The 23,039-nt window shown below is 46.1% G+C and carries 23 protein-coding genes; 7 read left to right on the plus strand and 16 right to left on the minus strand.

The window, feature by feature from the left end:
• A partial coding sequence (locus tag FTO70_RS13335) for a nitrous oxide reductase family maturation protein NosD (RefSeq protein WP_255336251.1) occupies positions 1–3,004 on the plus strand: 3,004 nt, incomplete at its 5' end.
• Between the two features lie 96 nt (positions 3,005–3,100).
• Here FTO70_RS13335 and sfsA read toward each other — a convergent pair.
• Entirely contained in the window at positions 3,101–3,874 is a 774-nt protein-coding gene (gene sfsA / locus FTO70_RS13340) for a DNA/RNA nuclease SfsA (RefSeq protein WP_255336252.1), read from the minus strand.
• A 375-nt stretch (positions 3,875–4,249) separates the two neighbouring features.
• On the opposite strand from sfsA, the gene FTO70_RS13345 reads away from it, so the two are divergent.
• Both FTO70_RS13345 and upp read left to right on the plus strand, forming a co-directional pair.
• The gene (locus FTO70_RS13345) at positions 4,250–5,491 is read left to right on the plus strand and encodes a uracil-xanthine permease family protein (protein ID WP_255336253.1); all 1,242 of its coding nucleotides are present in this window, start codon (positions 4,250–4,252) and stop codon (positions 5,489–5,491) included.
• Positions 5,492–5,619: 128 nt separating this feature from the next.
• Complete coding sequence (gene upp, locus FTO70_RS13350; RefSeq protein WP_255336254.1) at positions 5,620–6,318, plus strand: uracil phosphoribosyltransferase; 699 nt, start codon at positions 5,620–5,622, stop codon at positions 6,316–6,318.
• Positions 6,319–6,578: 260 nt separating this feature from the next.
• Here the strand turns inward: upp and FTO70_RS13355 are convergent, their stop codons facing one another.
• Positions 6,579–7,304 (minus strand): cupredoxin domain-containing protein, encoded by a 726-nt coding sequence (locus FTO70_RS13355; protein WP_255336255.1) that lies wholly within the window; start codon positions 7,302–7,304, stop codon positions 6,579–6,581.
• Positions 7,305–7,959: 655 nt separating this feature from the next.
• Positions 7,960–8,286: a hypothetical protein gene (locus FTO70_RS13360; protein WP_255336256.1), complete on the minus strand. Its 327-nt coding sequence runs from the start codon at positions 8,284–8,286 to the stop codon at positions 7,960–7,962.
• A gap of 338 nt (positions 8,287–8,624) precedes the next feature.
• On the opposite strand from FTO70_RS13360, the gene FTO70_RS13365 reads away from it, so the two are divergent.
• Positions 8,625–9,359, plus strand: a complete 735-nt coding sequence (locus FTO70_RS13365; RefSeq protein WP_255336257.1) for a winged helix-turn-helix domain-containing protein — start codon at positions 8,625–8,627, stop codon at positions 9,357–9,359.
• A gap of 88 nt (positions 9,360–9,447) precedes the next feature.
• Here FTO70_RS13365 and FTO70_RS13370 read toward each other — a convergent pair whose 3' ends face one another.
• From FTO70_RS13370 to FTO70_RS13380, 3 genes are all read right to left on the minus strand, one after another.
• The gene (locus FTO70_RS13370) at positions 9,448–10,125 is read right to left on the minus strand and encodes a class I SAM-dependent methyltransferase (protein ID WP_255336258.1); all 678 of its coding nucleotides are present in this window, start codon (positions 10,123–10,125) and stop codon (positions 9,448–9,450) included.
• A gap of 333 nt (positions 10,126–10,458) precedes the next feature.
• Entirely contained in the window at positions 10,459–10,656 is a 198-nt protein-coding gene (locus FTO70_RS13375) for a hypothetical protein (RefSeq protein ID WP_255336259.1), read from the minus strand.
• 501 nt (positions 10,657–11,157) lie between these two features.
• Positions 11,158–11,439, minus strand: a complete 282-nt coding sequence (locus tag FTO70_RS13380; RefSeq protein ID WP_255336260.1) for a hypothetical protein — start codon at positions 11,437–11,439, stop codon at positions 11,158–11,160.
• 185 nt (positions 11,440–11,624) lie between these two features.
• Here FTO70_RS13380 and FTO70_RS13385 point away from each other — a divergent pair, with 185 nt between their 5' ends.
• On the plus strand, positions 11,625–12,794 hold the full coding sequence (locus tag FTO70_RS13385) for a cation diffusion facilitator family transporter (protein WP_255336261.1): 1,170 nt from the start codon (positions 11,625–11,627) through the stop codon (positions 12,792–12,794).
• Between the two features lie 167 nt (positions 12,795–12,961).
• Here FTO70_RS13385 and FTO70_RS13390 read toward each other — a convergent pair whose 3' ends face one another.
• The 6 genes from FTO70_RS13390 to FTO70_RS13415 form a co-directional block, all read right to left on the minus strand.
• Positions 12,962–13,405 (minus strand): hypothetical protein, encoded by a 444-nt coding sequence (locus tag FTO70_RS13390; RefSeq protein ID WP_255336262.1) that lies wholly within the window; start codon positions 13,403–13,405, stop codon positions 12,962–12,964.
• The gene (locus FTO70_RS13395; RefSeq protein ID WP_255336263.1) at positions 13,383–14,018 is read right to left on the minus strand and encodes an iron-sulfur cluster assembly scaffold protein; all 636 of its coding nucleotides are present in this window, start codon (positions 14,016–14,018) and stop codon (positions 13,383–13,385) included. The genes FTO70_RS13390 and FTO70_RS13395 overlap by 23 nt, the downstream gene beginning before the upstream one ends.
• 153 nt (positions 14,019–14,171) lie before the next feature.
• Entirely contained in the window at positions 14,172–15,326 is a 1,155-nt protein-coding gene (locus tag FTO70_RS13400) for a cysteine desulfurase family protein (RefSeq protein WP_255336304.1), read from the minus strand.
• A gap of 164 nt (positions 15,327–15,490) precedes the next feature.
• Positions 15,491–15,910: a DsrE/DsrF/DrsH-like family protein gene (locus FTO70_RS13405; protein ID WP_255336264.1), complete on the minus strand. Its 420-nt coding sequence runs from the start codon at positions 15,908–15,910 to the stop codon at positions 15,491–15,493.
• 19 nt (positions 15,911–15,929) lie between these two features.
• Positions 15,930–16,157, minus strand: coding sequence for a sulfurtransferase TusA family protein (locus FTO70_RS13410; protein ID WP_369694373.1), 228 nt, complete (start codon positions 16,155–16,157; stop codon positions 15,930–15,932).
• Positions 16,158–16,285: 128 nt separating this feature from the next.
• Positions 16,286–16,705: an HIT family protein gene (locus tag FTO70_RS13415; protein ID WP_255336265.1), complete on the minus strand. Its 420-nt coding sequence runs from the start codon at positions 16,703–16,705 to the stop codon at positions 16,286–16,288.
• A gap of 156 nt (positions 16,706–16,861) precedes the next feature.
• Between FTO70_RS13415 and FTO70_RS13420 the strand changes: the two genes are divergently transcribed.
• Positions 16,862–17,110, plus strand: a complete 249-nt coding sequence (locus FTO70_RS13420) for a SemiSWEET family sugar transporter (protein ID WP_255336266.1) — start codon at positions 16,862–16,864, stop codon at positions 17,108–17,110.
• A 227-nt stretch (positions 17,111–17,337) separates the two neighbouring features.
• The gene (locus tag FTO70_RS13425) at positions 17,338–17,694 is read left to right on the plus strand and encodes a DUF5518 domain-containing protein (RefSeq protein WP_255336267.1); all 357 of its coding nucleotides are present in this window, start codon (positions 17,338–17,340) and stop codon (positions 17,692–17,694) included.
• A gap of 178 nt (positions 17,695–17,872) precedes the next feature.
• Here FTO70_RS13425 and FTO70_RS13430 read toward each other — a convergent pair whose 3' ends face one another.
• From FTO70_RS13430 to FTO70_RS13445, 4 genes are all read right to left on the minus strand, one after another.
• Positions 17,873–18,064 carry a CxxC-x17-CxxC domain-containing protein gene (locus FTO70_RS13430; RefSeq protein WP_255336268.1) on the minus strand — a complete coding sequence of 64 codons (192 nt, stop codon included), beginning with the start codon at positions 18,062–18,064 and terminating at the stop codon, positions 17,873–17,875.
• Positions 18,065–18,343: 279 nt separating this feature from the next.
• Complete coding sequence (locus FTO70_RS13435) at positions 18,344–21,565, minus strand: CARDB domain-containing protein (RefSeq protein WP_255336269.1); 3,222 nt, start codon at positions 21,563–21,565, stop codon at positions 18,344–18,346.
• A 352-nt stretch (positions 21,566–21,917) separates the two neighbouring features.
• A complete protein-coding gene (locus FTO70_RS13440; RefSeq protein ID WP_255336270.1) occupies positions 21,918–22,127 on the minus strand; it encodes a hypothetical protein in 210 nt (69 codons plus the stop codon).
• A 174-nt stretch (positions 22,128–22,301) separates the two neighbouring features.
• The gene (locus FTO70_RS13445; RefSeq protein ID WP_255336271.1) at positions 22,302–22,847 is read right to left on the minus strand and encodes a RimK/LysX family protein; all 546 of its coding nucleotides are present in this window, start codon (positions 22,845–22,847) and stop codon (positions 22,302–22,304) included.
• Positions 22,848–23,039: the final 192 nt, after the last annotated feature.

A 23,039-nucleotide genomic window follows, 5' to 3' on the forward strand; every position in this document is an offset into this window, starting at 1 on the left:
CAATGAGTTTTCCGATAACACTTTGACCAATGACGGTAACTCCGATTACTACTGTTACGGAATTTACCTTGACTATGAATGCAATTCCAACGTGTTTACCGGCAACACTTTGGGCAACAACGGCGATGACGATGACGAATGTTACGGAATCTACCTTGAGGATTATTGCGATTCCAATGAGTTTTCCGATAACACTTTGACCAATGACGGTAACTCCGATTACTACTGTTACGGAATTTACCTTGACTATGAATGCAATTCCAACGTGTTTACCGGCAACACTTTGGGCAACAACGGCGATTCAGATGAAGATTGTTACGGAATTTACCTCTACGATTATTGCTATTCCAACAATTTTACCAGTAACATGGTAAGTAATGATGGAAATTCCGATTACTATTGTTACGGAATTTACCTTTACGATGATTGCAGCTCCAACGAGTTTACCGGCAACACTTTGGGCAACAACGGCGATTCAGATGAAGATTGTTACGGAATTTTCCTCTACGATTATTGCTATTCCAACGAGTTTACCGGCAACATTTTGAGCAATGCCGGTGATTACGATGACGAATGTTACGGAATTTACCTTGACTATGAATGCAATTCCAACGTGTTTACTGACAACACTCTGAGCAATGACGGTGATTTCGATAACTATTGTTATGGAATTTACCTTTACGATTATTGTGAGATGAACACTTTCTCCGGAAACGTTATTTGTGGAAACCTCACCTTACCCGTTTACGGAGGTGAGTCGGATAACTCCTGGTGTACATCCGATCAATACTCCCTCACTGAAGCCGATTTTCAGTGGGTCAACATCACGCAGGAGGACCTGGACTGGAGTGATACGTCAGATGACTACTATTCAGAAAAGGTTCCCATAGGCTTTAACTTCACTCTTGACGGAGTGACCTATACCCAGATGGAAGTCGTGAGCAACGGAGTTATTCATCTCATCCCCAAAGGCGGGGTGGAACTGTGTGATTCCGATTATGATTACGCTTCGCAGTGGGCAGACTGGTACCCTGAAGAGACATTCATATTTGCCCTCTCCGACGATCTTTATCCGGGATCTGATGGTTGGTACGGGTATAAAAGCTATTCAGCAGGAGATTTTGATTCCGGAAACTCTCTTATCCCCTGCAACCTGACGGTGATAGATTACCATGTTTCTACATATGAAGACTACGGTTATAGCGAATACCCCAACGATTTTCAGGTAGTGCTGTATGAAAACGGGACCTTAAGGTTCAATTTTAAGAGGATTGATTACCTTTCTTTCGGTTACTCCCTGGACAGCGGTTTGTATCTCGGGAATGATTCATCCGAGCATTCAAAGGAGCTCATGTATGTATCCAGGGCCGGAGACTATGAGAATGAGACGTCTTTTATCACTCCCATCTCCCTTGTTTCCAGCGCTCACATCGGAAACTACTACGGGGATGTTTACAGCAAATACTCTTTGACTGAATCCGCCTATCAATGGGTCAACACCACCCGGGACAATGCAATCTGGAATGATATGTCAGACGACAGTTATTCGGAGAAGATTCCTATTGGCTTTAACCTCACTCTCGACGGGGTTAACTACACCGACATGCAGGTCGTGAGCAACGGGGTGATCCAGCTGATCCCGGCGGGATCTGGTGAGCTTAATGATTCTTCCTGTGAAGGTCTCAAATACTGGGTTGACACATATCCCGACGAAACGTTCATATTTGCCCTCTGTGATGACCTTAACGCAGAAGATAGCTCCGGATCTCCAACGCTAAACGAGTATGCAGCTACATCAGAGAAGCATGGAATTGAAAGAAACTTCGCAGTCAACTCTGAAGAACCTGAAACTCTTAATGAAAAAGCTGTAACAGAAAAGGAAAAGAAGACGAAAAAGAGCGTTCCGGTTACCATGGAATCCTGTTCAATTGAAAAGACCCTCATGGAAAGTACTTTCTCGGATGCTGCGTGGTATGGGTACACGATGTACTCGGCGGAAGATAATGATTCCGAAGGCAATGCTATCCCGTGCAACCTGACGGTGATCGATTATCACGTGGCTACATACGAGGATTCGTATTATAACAGTGGTTATGGCGAATACCCCAACGACTTCCAGGTAGTGTTGTATGAAAACGGTACCGTAAGGTTCAATTTTAAGAGAATTGAGTATGCTTACTTCGATTATACCCTCTACAGCGGTTTGTACCTGGGCAACAATTCTTCCATGCACGCAAAAGAAATCGTCCATGCTGCAAGGGCAGGACAGTACGTGAACGGGACATCGTTCAGCACTCCGGTAATCCGCACTCTTTCGAGCAGTTATGATGCTGATGGGGACGGCATTGCAGACAGCGCATACGATATTGCCAGCTATGATGCGGGAGATAAGCAGACCGATTACTATCCGCTTGTTCTTCTCTCAGAGGCAAGCGCCCCGTCCACAGCCAGCAGTTCGGGCACGGTCTCGTTTACCGTCAGTACCAGGTTTACCAACCCGGCAAGTGTCGGTGTGGACATGGTTGAGCTGTACTACAAGAAGGATGATGGGGCCTGGAGCAAATACGGTGAGAGCAGTACCGGTAGCTTCAAGTTCTCTACCTCTTCCGCAGGTGACTACTACTTCTACACTGTCGCCTCGGACGTCTACGGAAACATCGAAGGTCTGCCTGATGATTATGATTCCCACACTTCGGTGAGCATCAGTAGTGGAAGTAGCGGAACCAAGACAGGGGAAGCCCGGATAATCTCCACAGGGACCGAGGATACCGAGGATACCGAGGATACCGAGGAGGAGTCTGATGAAGAAGCAGACGGATCCGAGGGATCATATACGCTGGTTCCCTCTACAGGAGATACGGGTACACCCGAAAACCCTACAGCTTCTAACGTGACAAAAGATTCCGGGGAAGAAGGAGATGACGAATCTGAAGATGCTCCCGGCTTCGGCATCTTTACAGCTATTCTCGGGCTTGCAGCCGGCCTCTACATGAGAAAAGACTGAGTATAAGATGAGGGTTTTACCCTCTTCTTTCTCCTTTTTTTTGATTTTTTAAGGATTAATCACTGACTGATTAATTTTCTCCCGGCTAATTCTCTTTTAAGCTCTGCATAAAGTGACTTCTCTTTTGAAGTATAGATAACCAGTTTTACCTTCTACTTCGTATTCAAAAACAAGCGGATATACCATAACCCCTTTTTCAACAGCCCTTTCGAACGCTTCCGCAAAAGCCGGGTCAATCTCCCGGTTCGGAGCAAAACACTCCGCATCAGGCCGGAAAATAAGGATAAGGATCAGGGCCTGGTCCCCGGCTTTCAAGGCTTTTATCAGTTCTTCGACATGCCTTTTTCCCCTGGTTGTGGGCGCATCCGGGAAGAGTGCCGTCCCATTTTCGGAAAGGGTACAGCCCTTGACTTCAACCCATATTCTTTTTCCTGCGCCTTTATTCTCCTCTAACTCCGGATTGTTTCCTTTTTTCTCAAGCAGGAAGTCCAGCCTGCTCTCTCCGAAGCGCTGTTCGGGCAGGATTTTTTCCAACTCCTCAAAAGGAGGGATCACCTCGTTCCGGATTGCCCACTCAGCGATTTTCCTGTGATAGCTTGAATCTGTCAGGACCCAGTTTTCTCCCACCCTGCCTGCTATCAGGTCCCATTTTGTTTTTCGGTTCTTGTTATCCGCTTTTTTTAAAAGGACCCGGTTTCCGGGGTAGAGAATATCCTCAAGCCTGCCGGGGTCCAGGATATGGACTTTTTCCCCTCTCAGGGTTTCAGGTTTCACTATGTCCACGATTCCGAGAAACCTGTTCGGACGGATTTTTAAGATTCCCCCGGCATCCGGTTTAATTTCAAGCACGGGTTTTTTCATGCGGGTCATTTTACTTCTTTCCCATAATATGCTGGTCGTGGTTTATGTGAATACGGTTTATGTGAATACGGTTTATGTGAATACGGTTTATGTGAATACGGTTTATGTGAATACGGTTGATTGCTGTTAACAGGTGGATGTGAATCTTTTTCTGTTCGATTTTTTATGAAATTTTGGGCATCTTTTGGAAAAAGTGCACCGATTCAAATGAATAAGAAATAAAAATGATGAGCTATTTTAGGGATTGGATTCTTAAAAGATGGATTCTTTAAGAGACGGATTTAGCAGTTATTATTTTTCTTTAACTGATTTCAAAGTACATTTATTTGAAGTACATTTATTCGAAGTACATATCCATGATTCACCCCATCCGGAGACTAAAAAATGAAACGAATTGTCTTAGGTTTTCAACACGTACTGGCGATGTTCGGGGCTACTATCACTGTTCCCCTTGTGGTAGGCTCTGCCGTTGGACTGCCGATTTCGGATATCGCACTCATGATCCAGTCGGTGCTGCTTGCCATGGGCATTGCCACGCTTTTACAAACAGGTATAGGTTCTAAATTCCCGATTGTCCAGGGTTCGAGTTTTGCCTTCATTCCGGGGCTGATTTCCATAGGTACGGGGGCTGCCGGGCTTGCAGCTGCCGAAGGGGCTCTGATCGTGGGAGGCATTGTTGAAGGGTTGACCGGGGCTCTTGGCCTTATCGGAAGGTTAAAAAAACTTTTTTCTCCTCTCGTGACCGGAATTACCATAATGCTAATCGGCTTTTCCCTTTCTCATGTGGCTGTCAAATATACATTCAACTTTTTTGCGGACGCTGCCGGGACTTCTATTTTGCCTTCAACCATTGTTGCATTTATCACTTTTGTCACAACAGTCCTTGTTGCCCTGAAAGCAAAAGGGACTTTTAAGGCAATGCCTGTGATTGCAGGGGCTACAGTCGGTTATATTGTGAGCATCGTTTTCGGGCTTGTGGATTTCGGGCTGGTAAGCGAATTGAAATTCTTTAGCCTCCCCAGTCTGTTTCCCTGGGGCACTCCTGTGTTTGACGCAAATGCAATAATCATCCTCCTCTTTGCTTTCATGGTAAGCATCATCGAAAGTGTAGGAGACTACCACGCAATAACGGCTATTGCAAACCTGCCCATTGACAACCAGAAGATCAACAGGGGCATTGCTTCCGAAGGAGTGTCCTGTTCGATTGCCGGAATCTTCGGGGCCTGCGGGACTACCAGCTACTCCGAAAACATCGGGCTTGTGGCCCTGACCAGGGTGGCTAATGTCCAGGTGGTCCAGATCGGGGCAGTGATCCTGATTTTCATGTCTCTTATCCCTAAGTTTGCAGGGGTCCTGGCTTCCATTCCTGCCCCCGTGCTTGGCGGCCTGACGATTGCCCTGTACGGGATGATTGCGGTTACCGGGCTTAAACTGATCAAGGATAAGGTCGAGTTTAATGACAGGAACACGTTAATTATTGCCAGCGCCCTGGTAATGGGGCTTGGAGCTCCGCAGCTCCCTCCTGAGTTCCTTGCCCATTTCCCCCAGATCATTGCAAGCATTCTGGAGTCAGGTATGGCGGTAGGCGCGATTTCGGCCATCCTTATGGACCAGTTCCTTAAATGAACCAGGAATTTTATTGTTTATTTTTTATTGTTTGCAGTTTAGCTCGATAAAAAGGGTATTGAAGAAAAAGGTTTAAAAAAAGCTATTTGGTGAAAAAGGCTTAAAAAAGGCTATTTGAGGTATAATATATGATCAAAGATGAACGGTGGGAAGGGGTATACTCCTTTGAAGATTCTCCTTACCTGATGGAAATTTTAAGCAACCTGAGGGACAAGGAAACAGGCACCATCAAATTCAGGAAAGGGCTTGTAAAACTCGGGCGTTACATGGGCTACGAGTTTACCAGGACAATGGACTATGATAAGGTCAGGATCGAGACCCCCCTGGAAACTACCGAAGGGGTCGCAGCCGGGGACAGAAAGCATGTCCTGATCATCACCGTGCTCAGGGTTGCAATCCCGCTGATGGAAGGGCTTATCAAGACTCTGGAATGTTCGCGCGTAGGGATCGTCTCGGCATCACGGGGACATGCCCCCGAGTTTAACATTGAGATGAAATACATAAAGGTCCCACAGATAAAGCCTGAAGATACTCTCATCATTGCCGACCCCATGATTGCAACGGGTTCCACCCTGATCCGGACAATCGAAGGGATCAAGCAGTGCGGGAAACCCAAACGTGTGGTAATCATGGGCGTTCTTGCAGCTCCGGAAGGAATCGATTCCATCAAGGAACTGCACCCCGACGTGGAAATCTATGTGGCAAAGATCGATCGGGAGCTAAACAAAAAAGGTTACATCCTGCCGGGCCTGGGCGATGCCGGTGACAGGGCTTTCGGGGAACCGTTGAATATCTCCCTGCTCCCTCTTATGCATACCCTGGATTAAAATTCGAATTTTTATCTCAGCCTAATACCCCGCAGCAAGCTGCGGGGATGGGCATTAATTCGTTTTCCTTTTTTTGCAGGAAGGGCCGGGAAGTAAAAAATGAAGAACATGGCATTTTCCACTCCCTGGATTTTTATGGGATAGAGGACTGTCGGGTTGGTAAGTGCCGGGTTTTTAGCTGAATGGGGTTCTTTCTTCTCAGATATCTTGTGGCCCAGACTGTTGGATTTCTCTGTTTTTTTCGGTATGAATAGGCGTTTTTACTTTACCAGGACCGTGGCTTTTGCTTCCGGATTGTCTTTAAGGCCGAATGTATAGGTTCCTGTCTCTTCAAATGTATATGAAAAGGCTTTGCCGTAATAAAGGGTTTTTTCTTCCCACAGGCCTTCTTCGCTTATCAGCCCTACAGGGTGTTTCGGCTTTTTGAAGTTGACCCATGTGACTGTCTCTCCTGCTTTTATCTCGACAGCATCCGGCACGAATGCATTGTAAATAACCAGCTTCTTCTCTTCATGCCGGTCGTTTCCAACACTTTTTTCAGGGTTTGCCTGGACTGGTGCTGTTGCTTCCCTTGTCAGGGGTTCGCCTGCAGAAATGCCGGTTTCTGCTGGAGCTGTTGTTTCAGGGCCTGCTTCCCGTGTCCCGGGGGTATGTACAGTGACTGTAAGCTTTACCCCGGGGTTATCTTTGAGGGTGAAGGTATAAGACCCGGGCTCTTCAAAAGTATGTGTGAATGTTTTGCCGTAGTACAGGGTTGTTTCTTCACATATTCCTTCTTCACTCATAAGCACAACCGGGGCTTTCGGTCTCTTTAAATTGACCCAGGTGATGCTTTCCCCTGCGTTGATGTTAGTTGCCTCCGGTACGAATGTTCTGTAGATCACTACTCTGTTTGCAGGGTTTTCGGTATTTGTGAAAATTACAGCTGGCTTTGCTGCTGCCAAACCTGTCGATACGAGCAGGATTGACACCATAAGCAAGGTCAAAATTATGGGTTTATTGCAGTTTTTCATTTAAAGCCTCCAGTTTTCCTTTTAGAATCTAATCCACTTTTGGAACACCATTTTACATTTTAGGTTATGTCCGTATATAGCCCAACCGTTGCGTGTTTTTTCTCATGGTAGCAGGAATGTTTCAAAGAGATTTGCCAGAGCAAACACATTTAGAATTAGCAAAAAGTACCGTGTATTCTGAGCTGGATTGATAGTTATTTTTCTGCTTTTCCGTTTTTTCACATAGTATGATTATTTCTTCACAGAGGAGGTCTGAAGTTGAGAAGCTCTGAAGTTGAGAAGCTCTGAAGTTGAGAAGCTCTGAAGTTGAGAAGCTCTGAAGTTGAGAAGCTCTGAAGTTGAGAAGCTCTGAAGTTGAGAAGCTCTGAAGTTGAGAAGCTCTGAAGTTGGAGAGAAAACCGGGTTTCTGCTGTCTTCAAGTTTTTTCTTTGGAAAAAAGTGGATTCTATGTTTTCTTAAATGTTGATATGGACGCAGGTATGGAATATGAGGAAACTGGAAAATGAGTAACTAACATCCTGTTATAGATATGAAGCTGATTTCAGGAAGCAAGGAATTTTGTGAAAGAGGCTCGCTTCCTGAAATTCTTGTGTGTGATAAAGCTGGTTTCGATACTTTCCTCTTTCATTTAGCCGCTTACCGGGAATCCCGCCAAACCGGCTCTTCCAAATATCATCCTGCCTGTACATAGCCAAAACGATGTTGTTTTTTCTATCTCCGTTAGAATATTCAAACAGCTTTTACCCTGGCAAATGTCGGAATCCAAAAGGAATCCAAAAAAGAACTGCACATTAAGCTTTATTTCAGGAAGCAGGGACTTCCTGCGCGCAGAAGCTTGCTTCCTGAAATGTTCTGGTATGATGGAGCTGTTTCCTATGTGGAATTCTTTCACTGAGCCGGTTCCGGTGAATCCCGTAAACAGGCTCATTACATATCTTATGTCCTGCAGGTACATAGCCAAATCCGTAGTGGTTTTTTTCCGCGTGGCTGATATTTTCCAGCGGCTTTTGCCCAGGCAAACGCCTTTGGAATCTGGCTCGCCGCCAGGGACTCAAAACAGCAGGAAATTTTCCAATGGATTTATATGTATCTATTCACTGTATATGCGATTTTATATCTTTCCATTTAACTCATATTAAATCAGGAGCAGGCATTAGAGTGGATACCAAATCTTCTTTACTGGATACTATTTTCCTTTCAGATAAACGAAAGAATATTCTCCTTCTTCTGAAAGAAGACGGTCCCAAAAGTAGTGAAGAAATTAAAGAAGCATTTGATTTCCCCTGGAAGTCAATGATCCCCCAGATAAGGAAATTAATTGATTGGGGTCTGGTCGTTGAGGATGATGGAGTGTATGCTCTCTCAGGGATGGGGACAGTAATTACCACAAATGCACAGTTTTTACTGGACACTCTCTTAATATACGAGGAAAACCGGGATTTCTGGTCCGAGCATGACCTGAGTCCTATTCCTTTCCACCTGCTTACCAGGGTAGGGGAACTTGGGCACTGCGAAATCCTGGAACAGGACCTGTCCCATGTTTTCAGGATTCCGGAGGAGGTTTTACAGGGCGTTATGGATTCAAGCCGCTTAATGTCCTTTCGTTCCGCGTTTCATCCCTTTTCTCCCTTTCTCTTTTCCGAATCTCTGGAGCGGGGAATTGAATTTACGGGAATTATTACGGCATCTGCCCTGGAAACCCTCCGGAATGAATGCAGTCCAGGGCCTTCCCTTCTTAATACAAACAATTCGGTTCTGAACAGGACACTGACGGAGTATAAAGAAGAAATAAAAAATCTCCTGAACAGTGAGGACTCGAGTTTTCTGGTCTACGACGGGAACATAAAACCGATGTCCATGACTGTTACGGACAAGGTCTTTTTCCTCTCCCTGCTGGACAAAAAGGGAAGGTTAACCAACAGGGTCCTGATGGCCTCCGGGCCCGGGGCTTTAAGATGGGGAGAGGAACTGTTCATGTACTATAAAGAGAGGTCCAGAAAGTTGTCTCCTTCCGGAACCTTCCTCTGAATTTTTTTGTCCTCAATTTTTTTGTATTATTCCGGTATTTTTAGTATTCTTTACATTGTTCTGGTATTCTTTACATTATTCGCATTTTTTATTTCTGCAATGTCACCATGAACAATTTCCTGGGCAGTTCTCCTTCTTCAAACTCCTCTACCTTGAAACTCGCATACCCCCGGGCCAGGTGCTCGACCTTTTCCCTGCTAAAGAAGTGCACGATAAAGCCCCCGGCAATTTCGTACATATCTTCGCCCCTGTGGGTTCCTGTCCCGCAGTGAGGGTCTCCGGTGTGCCTGGCCGTGTAGATGTTAAGCCCGCCGGGTTTGAGTACCCTTCTTACCTCACTGCAGAGGAATTCCAGTTCTTCCGTTGTCAGGGCCATGCAGTAGAGCATGTGGGAATAGCAGGCGTCAAAAGTACTGTCCTCGAAGGGAAGGGGGTTTCGGACGTCATGCTTCAGGGCTGTGACAGATCCTGATAAGCCCATTTTTTCAGCTTTTTCTTTTATCGCCCCGGTTCCGCTTTCGGTGTAATCGAGCGAATGGACGGAAAAGCCCTCTTTTGCAAAAAAGCAGGTATCTCTACCCTGGCCGCCTCCAAGTTCCAGGATTTTGCTTTTCCCCTCTCTTTTGAAAAGTTCGGCTGCTTTTCGGGCCGGGTAACTGGCTTCGTCCCCAAACCTTGCACAGCTATTCGAAAATACGTTTTCCCAGTGCGGCTGCTGTTTGTTCAGGACATTTTCTTCCACACTGCCTCTTGCTTCCCTGTTCATTGGTTCACTTCCTTTTTACACATTTTTTAAGTCCATTCTTTTTATGTTTCCACTTAAAATATATCCGGGTGTATTTTTATATATTGTGGACCGGGAAGTGAATTAAAAAAGAAGTCTCACCTGGCAGCTTTTTAACAGACTGCGGAAAATGCCTGAGGCGGCAGTAAATCCTTTTAGAAGCTGTAAATGTCCGGCTGCTACAGGGGTTTGGAGGTTTGCCCGGGGGAGGTTTTGCCCGGGCAGTGTTTTTGAAACTGGTTATGAAAAATGGCTCTGCTTTTTAAGATCTGTTTTTTAATATCTGCTTTTTAATATCAGTCTTTCACTGAACTGTTATTCTTCATCTATTGCGCTGACGTATCTGGGAAACAGGAGCATGTAGTTCTCTTCGTACGTCCTACCGTCTTTTTTTATATCAAGGGTCCACACAATCTCCGGTTTTCTGGCTATTTCTTTTGCCTGGATCACATTTATTCCTCCCGACATTTTCATTTTTAAAGTTGCTATCTTTCTGGCACTGGTTTCTGACACGGTTTTATCTTCCCGTGGTCTTTTAAGGTCTATGGATCAGGGCTGCATTTCCCGTGGTCTTTACCGGTCTTATGATCAGAGGTCTGTTTGTTTCAAAGGTAGAGACCGGAAATCCTGCCCAATTTAATTAAAAATAGAAAATTATGTAAGGGTATGGATTCGGGTAAGGGGTCTTAGCTTTAGAGCTAACATGAATTTGGAAACAAGGTTGTATCCTGTTCCTCTCCTGTTCTTCTCCTGTTCCCGCCGGAATTTGGTTGTGCGGTCTGGAATCCCGTTCCCATAAATTTGGTCTGGATACCTGGCATCCTGTTCCCGTCTGAATTAGATCAGGATATAAAGGTTCCTGTCCCGGAGGAAGGGGATAATGGAACTCTTGAAGGGTTCAGGACAAAAGAAGCTCATTTTGACCTTCCGTTTGCCCCCTGTATTCTTCTCTTTTTCTGGCATATGTTTCTCTTATTTGCTCATATTCCGGAGCAAGTTCATCACCTCTTGTTTTCACTTTTGAGATGAGTTTTTGAATTCATCATAAGTTTGTGTTCTAATGTGCGAATTTGTAAGGATAAATGTGGGCATTTTATTTAAAATTCTAATTTCTCGTAAGAATAAAAAGGTAAAATATCCTGAATCCCGCTGGTCTTTACGGGTAATCCACATCAGTAGCTTGTCCCAGGCGTGGGCAGATATCCTTAATCCTGCTTCTGGTAATAAATATCCAGTTTTTTTGGCTCTCTCGGGGCATATAAGGATAAATGTGGGGGACAAATAGTTTCTTTCCATGCTATTTCTTCAGGAAAACGTATGAGTACAAGCATAATAAATTATTTTTTAAAGATAAATACCTATTTATAAAAAGGCTCCCAAGTCATGGTTGAAAGGAAAATTATAGTCAAGGTTGAAACGAGAATTACAGTCAAGGTTGAAAGGAGAATTTTGATAGGTGAATTATATTCAAGGGGGCTAGTATGTCCGAAAAGCATTCTTACACTCATTCCAATGAAAGTGACCTTACTTCATCCGAGCCGCCCTTTAAGCCTGATGCACACAAAAAAGGGCTTTTTCATTTCCATTCTCATGCCCATTCTCACAGGCAGTTCCATGATCCTTCTCATGAGTCCTCCCATGAGTCCTCCCATGAAAACTCCCGCGGGCACACCCATACCCACGGGTCTGTGGACCCTTCGATCCTTGCAACCGAAAAAGGTATCTGGGCAGTGAAATGGTCTTTCATAGGGCTGATGGTCACCGCCGTTATGCAGATCTTCATCGTTTATATTTCGGGCAGCGTTGCCCTTCTTGCCGATACCATCCATAACTTCGGTGACGCATCAACGGCAATCCCTCTTGCTATTGCTTTTTCCCTGGCCAGGAGAAAACCGAGCAAAAGCTTTTCCTACGGGTATGGCAGGGTCGAGGACCTGGCAGGCGTGATCATCGTTTTCCTGATCCTTTTCAGTGCTGCCGTGGCGGGTTATGAGTCTGTGACCCGCTTCTTCAACCCGCAGCCGATAGGGCATCTGGGAGCCGTGGCTGTAGCCGCGATCATCGGCTGCATCGGAAACGAAGTCGTGGCCCAGTTCCGGATGAAGGTCGGAAAGGAAATAGGGAGTGCCGCCCTCATTGCAGACGGCTACCATGCCCGGGTGGACGGCTTTACGAGCCTTGCGGTACTTATCGGGGCAGTCGGCGTCTGGCTGGGGTACCCGATTATCGATTCTCTAATAGGGATGCTGATCACAATCGCAATCCTGAAAATCGTCCTTGATTCGAGCAGGCTGGTCTTTACCCGGCTCCTGGACGGCGTTGAGCCGGAAATCCTTGATAAGGTCAAGAATGTTGCCGAATGTGCCGACGGGGTATGTGAGGTGACGGACGTGAGAGTCCGCTGGATAGGTCACCGGCTCCATGCGGAAATCAATGCCTCAGTTGATCCCTCCCTTTCGGTAGAGGAAGGCCATGAGATTGCAGGTGCGGTCAGGCAAAAACTTCTGGAGAATTTTTCCTACCTGTCCGGCACCACCATCCACGTGGATCCCCTGACGGCTTCAGGGGAATGCTGCCATTTAGGGCCTGAAAACACGGGAAAGAATGGAAGCGTGAAGCAAAAACTTGCTGCGAACGCTTATACCCATTGAGTCTACCCCTCGAGTCTTTCAGGTTTCTTCCGAAAGTTCCTTTGTGGGAGTTTACTTTGCGTGCGTTCCCCTTTGTTGGTGTTTCCTTTCCGGATTTAGCATACCCGATTCAGCATTCCGGGTTCAGCATTCCGGGTTCAGCATACCCGGCTCAGCATACTTTTGCATTATCTTATTCCCGTGTCTATTGAAATGTCAAGGTAGGCTGTCTCTCCAGGGGAAATCCGGATTTCTGCGGGCAGGTCCGAAGTGCTGTCTATTCCCAGGGGTTTCATGTCTACAACATATGCCCCGGCTTCAAGCTCTGTTTTCATTTGCCCTTCCACATCCGGGCTGAGTTCTTTGACCAGGGTTTCCCGGTTTTCGGTATAGACCTGAATCGTTCTTGCGGAATAAATTTCGGCTTTTCGGGCTTCCGGGATTTCGCAGGGTTCTACGGGGCAGAGAGGGCCTATTGTTACATTTGCCTCCAGAAAGCCGGGTTTTTGAGTGTTTTCAGGCTGAGTTTCAAGGCAGCCGCCAAACAGGCAGAAGAAGGTCACGGCCGCAGCTACTGCAAGTCCGATATGCCAGTAATTTCTCCTTTTTTCATGCCGTAAATACGACTTCAACCCTTTTCACGTCCCACAAAGCTCCCAGTTTTTCTACGATATCCTCCTTGATGGACGAAGCAAACTGGTGGTCTGACGGAAGATCCACAACAACCCTTACAACCCCGTCTTCCACAGTGGTTTTCAGGATAAGGTCCGTCCGGATGATGTCCAGGCCGGTGAGAGGGTTCATCACATGCTTGAGCCTCCTCCGGACCACTTCTTCGGTAGTAGGCTCTTTCTCGGTTACAAGCCCGTGCTTTTCTTCATAGTCGCGGATTGCTGCCCGCAGGCCTTCTACGGCAAGCACTGAGCAGTGGGCCTTGATCGGAGGAAGCCCGCCCAGTTCTTCCGAGGCCTGTTTCCAGGTGATCTTTTTTGCTTCTTCCAGGGTCTTTCCCTTTGCAAGTTCCGTAATCACCGACCCTGTGGCAATGTTTGAGGCACAGCCGTAGGATTCGAACTTTACGTCCTCGATAATCTTTGTTTCTGGTTCCACCTTGATATAAACAGCAACCATGTCCCCGCATGCCGGACTGCCCTCCAGCCCTTTTCCATCGGGGTTCTCGATTTTTCCCACGTTCCGGGGGTTTCTGAAGTGCTCCAGCACTTTTTCGCTGTATGGAAACTTCATCTTCTCACCTCTCTTTTCCGTCCTCTTTCTTTTCCGTCCTGCCCTTCTTTTATCTGGTTTGCTTTCCTGCCCTTTTTTATTTGCCTTCCTTTCCTGTTTTTCTATCCTGCCTTCTTTTTTCCTAAGTCTGTCCTCTCTTCTTCCTCTTCCGGCTCATTTCTCCATAAGGGGACTGATTTCCCGGAGCCTGGCAACCACTTCGCTGATGGCATCGATTGCTGCATCCGCGTCTTCCATACGGTTATAACGCCCGAAGCTAAAGCGCACCGAGCCGTGTGCCCGTTCATGGTCTCCTCCTATGCCCATGATTACGTGGCTGGCTTCAAGGGAGCGGGAGAAGCAGGCTGAACCCGTGCTCACGGCAAAGCCCCTCATATCCATGTGCAGGGTTATGGACTCTCCCTCAACGTAGTGGAAGGTCAGGTTTGCATTCTGAGGCAGGCGTTTCTCCAGGCTTCCGTTCAGGGTTACTTTCGGGATATCGGAAAGTGCCCGGTCTATTACCCGGTCCCTCATCGCCTCCAGGTGCCGGGTCTCTTCCGGGGTCACCAGTTCCGCAGCCTTTGCAAACCCCACAGCCCCCGGGATGTTCTCTACCCCTGCCCGCCGGTTAAACTCCTGAAAACCCCCGTCCATGAATTTATTGATAGGAGTGTCTTTCCGGATGTAAAGAGCCCCTATCCCTCTCGGCCCATGGATGGTGTGGGCGGATAAAGTGACCAGGTCCACCGGCAGTTTTTTTACGTCAAGGGGCAGCCTTGTGAAACTGTGGGTGGCATCGGTGTGCAGGAGCACGTCCTTTTCTTCACAGATTTCGGATATGGCCTTCAGGTCCTGCACGGTTCCGATTTCCTGGTTGCCGTGCTGGATTGAGACAAGGATGGTCTCTTCTGTAATTGTTTTTTCCAGCTTTCCCAGGTCTGCGAGCCCTTCTGCATCCACTTCCAGGAAAGTCACTTCAAAACCCTGCTTCGTGAGGGCTTTTGCCGTATTCAGCACCGGAAAGTCCTCGATCTTCGAGACGATAATATGTTTGCCTTTCTTTTCCTTCAGGGCCGAAGCCACCCCTTTAAGTGCAGTGTTGCTCGATTCCGTGGCCCCGGAGGTAAAGACGATTTCCCCCGATTCTGCACCGAGTTTTGCAGCTATGCCTTCCCGGGCCTTTTCGAGCCCTTCTTTTGCATCGATGCCCATGGAGTAGCCGAACTCGGACGTCGCTACAGCGTACGTATCAAAAAAATACGGTTTCATGGCCTCAAGCACCCGTTCGTCCAGCCGGGTACAGGCGGCATTGTCAAGATAGGTTATATTCTCAAATATTTTCTCCCCCTCCCTGGATAAGTCTATACTATTTTTATTAATTGTTAAAGTGTAATATTAATTCTGATCAATGGTTAAAGTGTAAATTAAAACTCCGGATAAATTTCGATAAGCTGGGCCTGTAAAGTAAGGCGCGGAAAGCCTCCACAGGTTCAGATAAAGAGCGTAATGTTTGCGTCCCTTGCCTCATGGATATACGAACCCACGGCTCCCCATTCATCAACCCATTCCGTCCGAAGCTCTTCTTTCTTTATGCCCATGATTTCCATGGTCATTTCACAGGCTATGATCTTTCCTCCCAGCTCTTTGAAGTCGTTCATGAGCCTTTCAAGGGATGCTACGTTAGCTTTGTCCATCCTCTTTTTGACCATCCACTTCCCCAGGCCCAGCATGTGCATCTTGGAAAGCGGCCCCTTTTCAAGCCCCCCTTTCTTCAGCCTCATGAGCCCCCAGAAGGTAAAGTATATGGAGGCTTCCATACCCATTGCCAGGGCTCCGTTCCCGATTATAAGCGCGCTGTACACTTTGTCCATATCTCCGCTGTGCAGGACAATAACTGCTTTTTCCCCCATTTTCACTCCCTATCCGGATTTACCTCCGGATCTTTATCTCCCACTCTTTCCCTTCTTTTTTGTCTTCTATCCCGAGAACTTCGAGTCCCATTGCCTCGCAGGCCATGGGTATTTCTTTTTTGGATGCGGGATGCGTGCCTTTCACAATTACAAGGTCCCCGGGAGAGGCTTTCTTAAGTGCTTTTCTGCACTCTACCAGCGGGACGGGGCAGGTCTCCCCTCGAACGTCTATTTCCATTTCTGCCACTGTTCTTCCCCCAGAATTAAGAGAAATGCAAGGCTCCTGAAAAATAAAGCCTCCAACTTCCCCTGAATTCAGTATATTTCAAAAAATATATTATCGTTTCGTCCTGAAAATATTGTGAGTTCTTTTTTTCAAAGGGCTTTCCTTATTTTCTCTGCAGTCCCTTCAAGGTTTGCGGTATCGGTTTCAGTCCAGACGATTGACTTTATCCCTCTTCCTCCATCTCCCTTTTTCCTGGGAATCACGTGGACATGGACATGGGGGACTTCCTGGCCGGCGACCTCCCCGTTGTTAATGCCTATGTTCGATCCCTCTGCCGAAAAGGCTTTTTCAACGGCAGCAGTAATTTTCCTTGCGGCTTCGAAGAGTGTGGTGACGTCTTCTGCTCTCATGTCCGTGAAATTCCCAAAATGTTTTTTCGGAGCCACCAGCGTGTGCCCTTCGCTTGCCGGGTAGATGTCAAGAAATGCATACACGGAATCGTCTTCATATACCCTGTACGAAGGGATTTTCCCTGATACGATCTTGCAAAAAAGGCAGTCTTCTGTCATAAACGGCATCCCCATAAATGTTTATGCTTTACGCTTATATTAGAATTCGTTTCTTACACAAGTTTTATCTGGAATCCGGGTATCTGCTTTCGCGGAAAAATCCGGAATGCTATTTCTTCATCGTTTGGAAAATGGATCGGGGAGGATGATACTTGCATGATAGGTTACATTGCAGGCGCACTAACAACCATAGCTTTTGCCCCTCAGCTATTAAAGGCGCTGAGTACGAAATCCACAAAAGACGTATCCCTTCTGATGCTGCTCTGCTCAACACTGGGCATGGCTCTCTGGCTGCTTCACGGAATTCAGGTAAATGACCCTGCGCTTATCGTGGCAAACAGTGTGTCCCTGGTGCTGGCCTCCTCGCTTCTTGGTCTCAAACTTAAGAACGACTGTTTTAAATGAATGCCAGTACATAATCTATGTTGGCTCTAAAAACGGATTGACAGTTTTAAGATACGAAAATAAATGTGAGAAAATAGGGGCCAATATATGGACCAGTATATAATCGTGAGTGAATAAGCGCGAGAAAATAATGGTCAGAATATAAATGTAAGTTAATATGCGTGAGAAAATAACGGTCAGAATGTAAATGTAAGGGGATGAAAGTCAGGATATAAAGGTGAGAAAAGATGGGTCAAACCTTAAAAGGTGCAGTAGTCGGGCTTGTCTGTACTTTAATCTTTTATTTCGTACCCGCCGTAAATGCTATAGCTCCTCTTCTGGGGGGTCTGCTCGGAGGCTACGTAGCTGACGGCGGCTTCGGAGGAGGGCTGAAGTCCGGGCTTTTAATGACGGTTCTTATGGTTTTTCCCGGTTTCATATTGGCGGGAGCCCTTGGGGCCGTGCTCTACGAAGTTCCGGTTCTCGGAGGCTTTGTGGCCGCTTCTACAATTGTAATAACTCTGCTTATAGTGGCACATACTGCGGTTGTGGGTATCATCGGCTCGATAATTGGAGCTCTTGTTTCCGAAAAAAAGTTGGTCTGAGACGTAGGCCTGAGACATAGGCCTGAGATTTCTCTAATTTATGGATTCTTAAAAAAAGATCAGGTTATGGCAGAACACCTGTGCCTTAAGCAGAACATGTCTGCCCAACCGCTTTTCTACTTTCTAATTGTGATTCGGCATACACAGCCACAACTTTCTGAAACAGGGGGGTCTGTTTTCAGAATTTCCTGGGTTTTCTGTGCTTTGGCAGGCAGTCCCTGCAGTAAACAGGTCTGTCCGGGTCTGGCATGAAAGGCACTTCTGTTTCTTGCCCGCAGTCCGAGCATGTTGCACGGTACATTTTGCGTGGCTCCCGGTCGTTCTGGTCAAAACCACCACGGCCTCTGCCCTGGAAACTTTTTCGTTCCATCTGCTTACCTCCTCTTGTTATAATCCAATAATCCTGGAAACGCACTGGAATCGATGATTCCCGGGGATTCCTCTCCGACTATTGATTGGAGGGTGTATAACTTTCTTGAATAAGTACTTTTGCCCTGTTTTCAATCAGTTATTCTCCTCTGGAAGGCACCCGGCAAGGAATTCTTCCCTTTCTATTCCCGTAAATCCGGTCAAAAGAAAAGGCAAACTAAAAATCCGGTCAAAGGGAAAAAGGAATATGGGGTAAAGGAATTGAAAAAGTAATCCCTTCTCATTTCCTTATCTTCATAACTAAATATTCAGAGAGAATCAGGAAAATAGGCAGGGAAATTAACATCATGATTTTACTTATTCCCCCCGTTTTTCCCTCCTCATTACTTTCTTCTTTTTCCCCGCTTCCATTAATGACCCCTGATTTTCCTGACTTATTCAGGCTACCGAGAGCTCCGTGGAGTTCGTCGTTTTCGACCAGGATCTCCTCTTCGGCTGTTTCCTCTTCAATCGTTTCCTCTTTTCCTGTGTATTCAGCTATTGCAAAGGAGGAATAGCCGGGAGTACTGGATTTGAAATAGGTACATTGTTTGTCTTCACCTACTTTTTCGGTATACAGGGGCTCCCATTTTTTGTCGTATCTCAGCATGCTGATCAGGGATTCGTTAATATCGTTATTTTCTATCCAGGCTTTCTCAACCTTGAACTCGATGTAGCCGTTCTCAAGAACTTCCGGCATCCCAGCTCCACTATCTCCTACCCAGATGTTTACGTTTTTGTACACTTTTCCCGGCGCGGGAATCGAAGCCAGAGTGGTTTTTCCTTTGAGCACTTCTGCTATGGTTGTCGTTCTCTTAAAACTCCTCTTTGGGTCGAATTCGATGCAGGTAATGCAGGTTGCGTTTTCCACGAAATCAAACCTTACGTGATATCCGTAAATGATATATCTTGTTGAAAGTTCCTTGACCTGGACGTTTTTAGCAGGTTCCTTTGAACCTCCTCCCGAAACGCTGGGGGGTTTTGGCTTTTTCTTGCTACCTCCGCTCCCAGAAGAAGCCACTTTCTTGGAAACCGTCACCGTTCTTTTTATTTCGTTGTTTGTTTCCCTGCTTTCAAAAACCGCATTTTCGGAATCCACAACAACTCTTACTTCGAAATTTCCTTCCTTCTCCGGAATCCAGGTAAAAGTTCCTGTTGAGGTCTCACTCCCTGAAAGTGCCGGTACAGATAGGTTTCCTTCATATTCCCCAGCTATATAGTATTCAAGGTCTGCGGGTCCCGAGGTTACAGATCCCTCATTCTTTACGGTTACAGTGTACTCCACACTTTCTTCGGGTTTTGGATTTTGAGGTTTCCATGTAAGTGTTTCTATAATAAGGTCCGGGGACTCTTCAGCTTCGGCTTTCACGGTCACGTTCCTTACGATTTCATTATTCGCCTCATTGCTTTCAGGTACGTCATTTCCTGAATCTGCGACCACCCTTATCTCAATTTCTCCCTCATTCTCAGGAATCAGGGAAAATTCAGCTTTCACATCCTTCCCTGGTAAAAGGGCCGGTATGGAAATTTCTTCTCCGGAAGTTCCGTCGATATAGTACATTGCAGTGCTGCTTTGGGCGGGCTCCGTTCCCAGGTTCCTTACTGTCAGAGCAAAGTTTAAGGTTTTTCCGGGTTCAGCCTCAACCGGCTCCCAGGACAGTTCTTCGATTACAAGGTCTGAAGATGCTTGTTCCTCTACTACTATTATTGTCCCGGCCTTTTCGTTGTTTCCTTCATTGCTTTCAAAAACCCTGTCCTCGGGATCTACCCTGGCCCGGATCTCTTCTGTTCCTCCCTTTTCCGGGGTCCATGAAACTGAAATTGAGGTTTCCGATCCAGGATCCAGTTCTCTTACTTCTCTTTCCCCTTCAGTTCCGCCAACCTCATACTCCAGGTTCGTTTCTCCCGACCTCTCCGTTCCCAGGTTCCTTACTGTTATGGTGATGCTTATTGCTTCTCCGGGCTTCGAAATGAACGGCTCCCAGGAAAGATCTTCTATTACAAGGTCTGAAGATGCTTGTTCCTCTACTACTGTTATTGTCCCTGTCTTTTCGTTGTTTCCTTCATTGCTTTCAAAAACCCGGTCATTGGGGTCTACCCTGGCCCGGATCTCTTCTGTTCCTCCTGTCCCGGGGGTCCATGAAACTGAAATTGAGGTCTCCGAACCAGGATCCAGTTCTCTTACTTCTCTTTCCCCTTCAGTTCCGCCTACCTCGTATTCCAGGTCCGTTTCTCCCGACCTCTCGGTTCCCAGGTTCCTTACTGTTATGGTGATGCTTACTGTCTCTCCCTGGTCCGGGACAACCGGTTCCCATGAAATATTTTCGATTACAAGGTCCGGAAATGTCTTTTTTTCTACTATTATTGATCCGGTTTCTTCGTTGTTCCCTTCATCACTTTCAAAAACCAGATCCTTGGGATCTACCCTGGCCCGGATCTCCGCCGTCCCTCCTGTTTCCGGGGTCCATGAAAATGAAATTGAGGTCTCCGAATCAGGATCCAGTTCTCTTACTTCTCTTTCCCCTTCAGTTCCGCCTACCTCGTACTCCAGGTCCGTTTCTCCCGACCTTTCCGTTCCCTGGTTCTTTACTGTTACAGTGATGCTTACTGTCTCTTCCGGTTCAGGATTTTCCGGCTGCCAGGTGATTTTTTCTATTACCAGGTCCGGAGATTTCTGGTTATACACGTTTACGAACTCTATTTTTTCATTGTTCCATTCATTACTTTCATAAACAAGATTATCGGGATCTACCTCTACCCCTATCATCACCGTTTCTTCTCTTTTCGGAATCCAGGGAAATGACATGGAAATACTTGATTCTGGAGGTATTTCAGGTACTTTTTCCTCTCCTTTCTCAGTTCCGTCAATACCACTGATATAGTAAACCAGATCCGTACTTGCCGACTTTTCTTTTCCCTCATTCTTAACTATCACTTCAATATTTGCTGCCTTTTCTGGTTCCGGATTGGCCGGTTCGCAGGAAATCGTTTCGACTACAAGGTCTGGATCTCCCCCATTTTTTGAAGTTATGAAGTATGTCTCTTCATTATTTTCTTCATCACTTTCAATAACGGACTCTTCGGTGTCCGCCTGTACCTTTATTTCCACCGTTCCTTCGGTTTCCGGAACCACTGTAAATGATATTGAATCACTCGATCCCGGGTGGAGTCCCCGTATCTCCTCATCCCCTGCGTAATTTCCATCTCCATAATATTCAAGGCCCGATAAACCCCACACCTGTATATCGTCCCCGCTTATGAAGCACGCGAGATTAGTCCTTCCCGACCTTCTTATTCCCTGGTTCTTTACCGTTACAGTGACCCTCACCTGTTCTCCTGGTTCAGGTTCGACCGGTTCACAGGAAACCGATTCGATTACCAGGTCCGGGAGTGCTTCATTGTCGGATGAATTTCCTCCGTTTATGGGAGATTCATCCTCCTCTCCTGCAGATGCTGCCCCCAATATAATTACAAGAAATACAAGAGTTATCAGTGATACGGCTGTAAATGGCTAAAAATAAGTGGCCTTAATTTTCATTATCTACTGCCCCCCCAACCAGATATGGAAATATCTGCTCCATATCTAACTTATAAAAAAGGTAATTATATAAGTCATAGAAAGAAAGCGCCGTATTTTTTTTTCTGAACAAAGATCTAATCACCAGTTCAGTTCCAAAAACCTGTCCGGTCCTGAAATTTACGCGCCGTTATCTTAAGAATTCCTTTTAATTCCTTTTAATTCCTTTTAATTCCTTTTAATTCCTTTTAATTCCTTTTAATTCCTTTTAATTCCTTTTAATTCCTTTTAATTCCTTTTAATTCCTTTTAATTCCTTTTAATTCATCTATTTCGCTGCCGTAAACCATCCGGAGCAAGCCAAGTAAGACTCCGATTCCGGCTCCTAGAAGAATCCCGATTTTTACATCCCCTAACAAAATTCCTATTCCACTCCCAAGCAGCCAGCCGCCAACAAAAGCAATTTCCGCATCCGAGTTTTTCTGATCCCCTTCTTTTTGTTCCCCCATGGAAGAAGATTGGTCTCGGGAACACTTATATCTATCATGGTATATTTTTTGGGAATACGGTTACAGCAGGCTTTTTCTCGGTTTGGTACTACTCGGTTTGGAACTGGCAGGTTTAATGGTAAAGTATAGTACTATCCGGTTCGGTACGATTCTGTTCTTTATTGCAGTTCCTTATTATATTCGATTATACTCGAAATTCCATATCGGAATCCCTTCAACTTCCCCTTTTTCCAGGTGTTCCAGTTCATGGGCTGCGCTGTATGCCGGGGTGCCTTTCAGCTCGATACTCTTTTTCTTTAATTCCCTTACTTTTATTATTCTTAAGCCCGGGTTTACTTCTGCAAGGATGGTCCTCCTTGCCTTCAGGGTTATGCGGTAAGGCCTTGTTACGAGTTCTCTTTCCCCTTTATTCCCGCATTTTTCCAGCCTGTAAACGGTTCCTTCCTCTTCTACGAGCTCGGGGTCCAGGAAGAAGTATATCTTTTCCAGGGTGTAACCGGCCATGTTCTCTTCATCATAGAAGGTTATGACATCCTTTACGGCAATGCTTCTCATTTCTTCAGTGGCGTAACTCCAGGAACCTCCGGATTTTAGTGAAAGCAGCAGGGGCAGAAACATGTCTTCCTGGACCCCGAAACTCAAAAGGATTTTTCTTTCCTCAGCCGAAAACTTGAAAATTGCCTTTATATCTTCGGCGCTCATGATTTTTTCTATGTCCATGTGTACCCCCGTTTTCAAGGATTGGATATCGAAGTTTATTTATCTTTCCTCTCATTGTGTATTAAAGGTGAATTGTGTATTAAAGTGAATATTCTGCCGATAATTTCTCCTCTGCCCTGATCTCTCTGATTTACAATGTTTTCTTTGCATTTTGATTTTCTCCAAGCGTCTTCGGTTTTTTTTCAATTTTTG

Source organism: Methanosarcina sp. KYL-1 (assembly GCF_024372725.1).
Lineage (GTDB): Archaea > Halobacteriota > Methanosarcinia > Methanosarcinales > Methanosarcinaceae > Methanosarcina.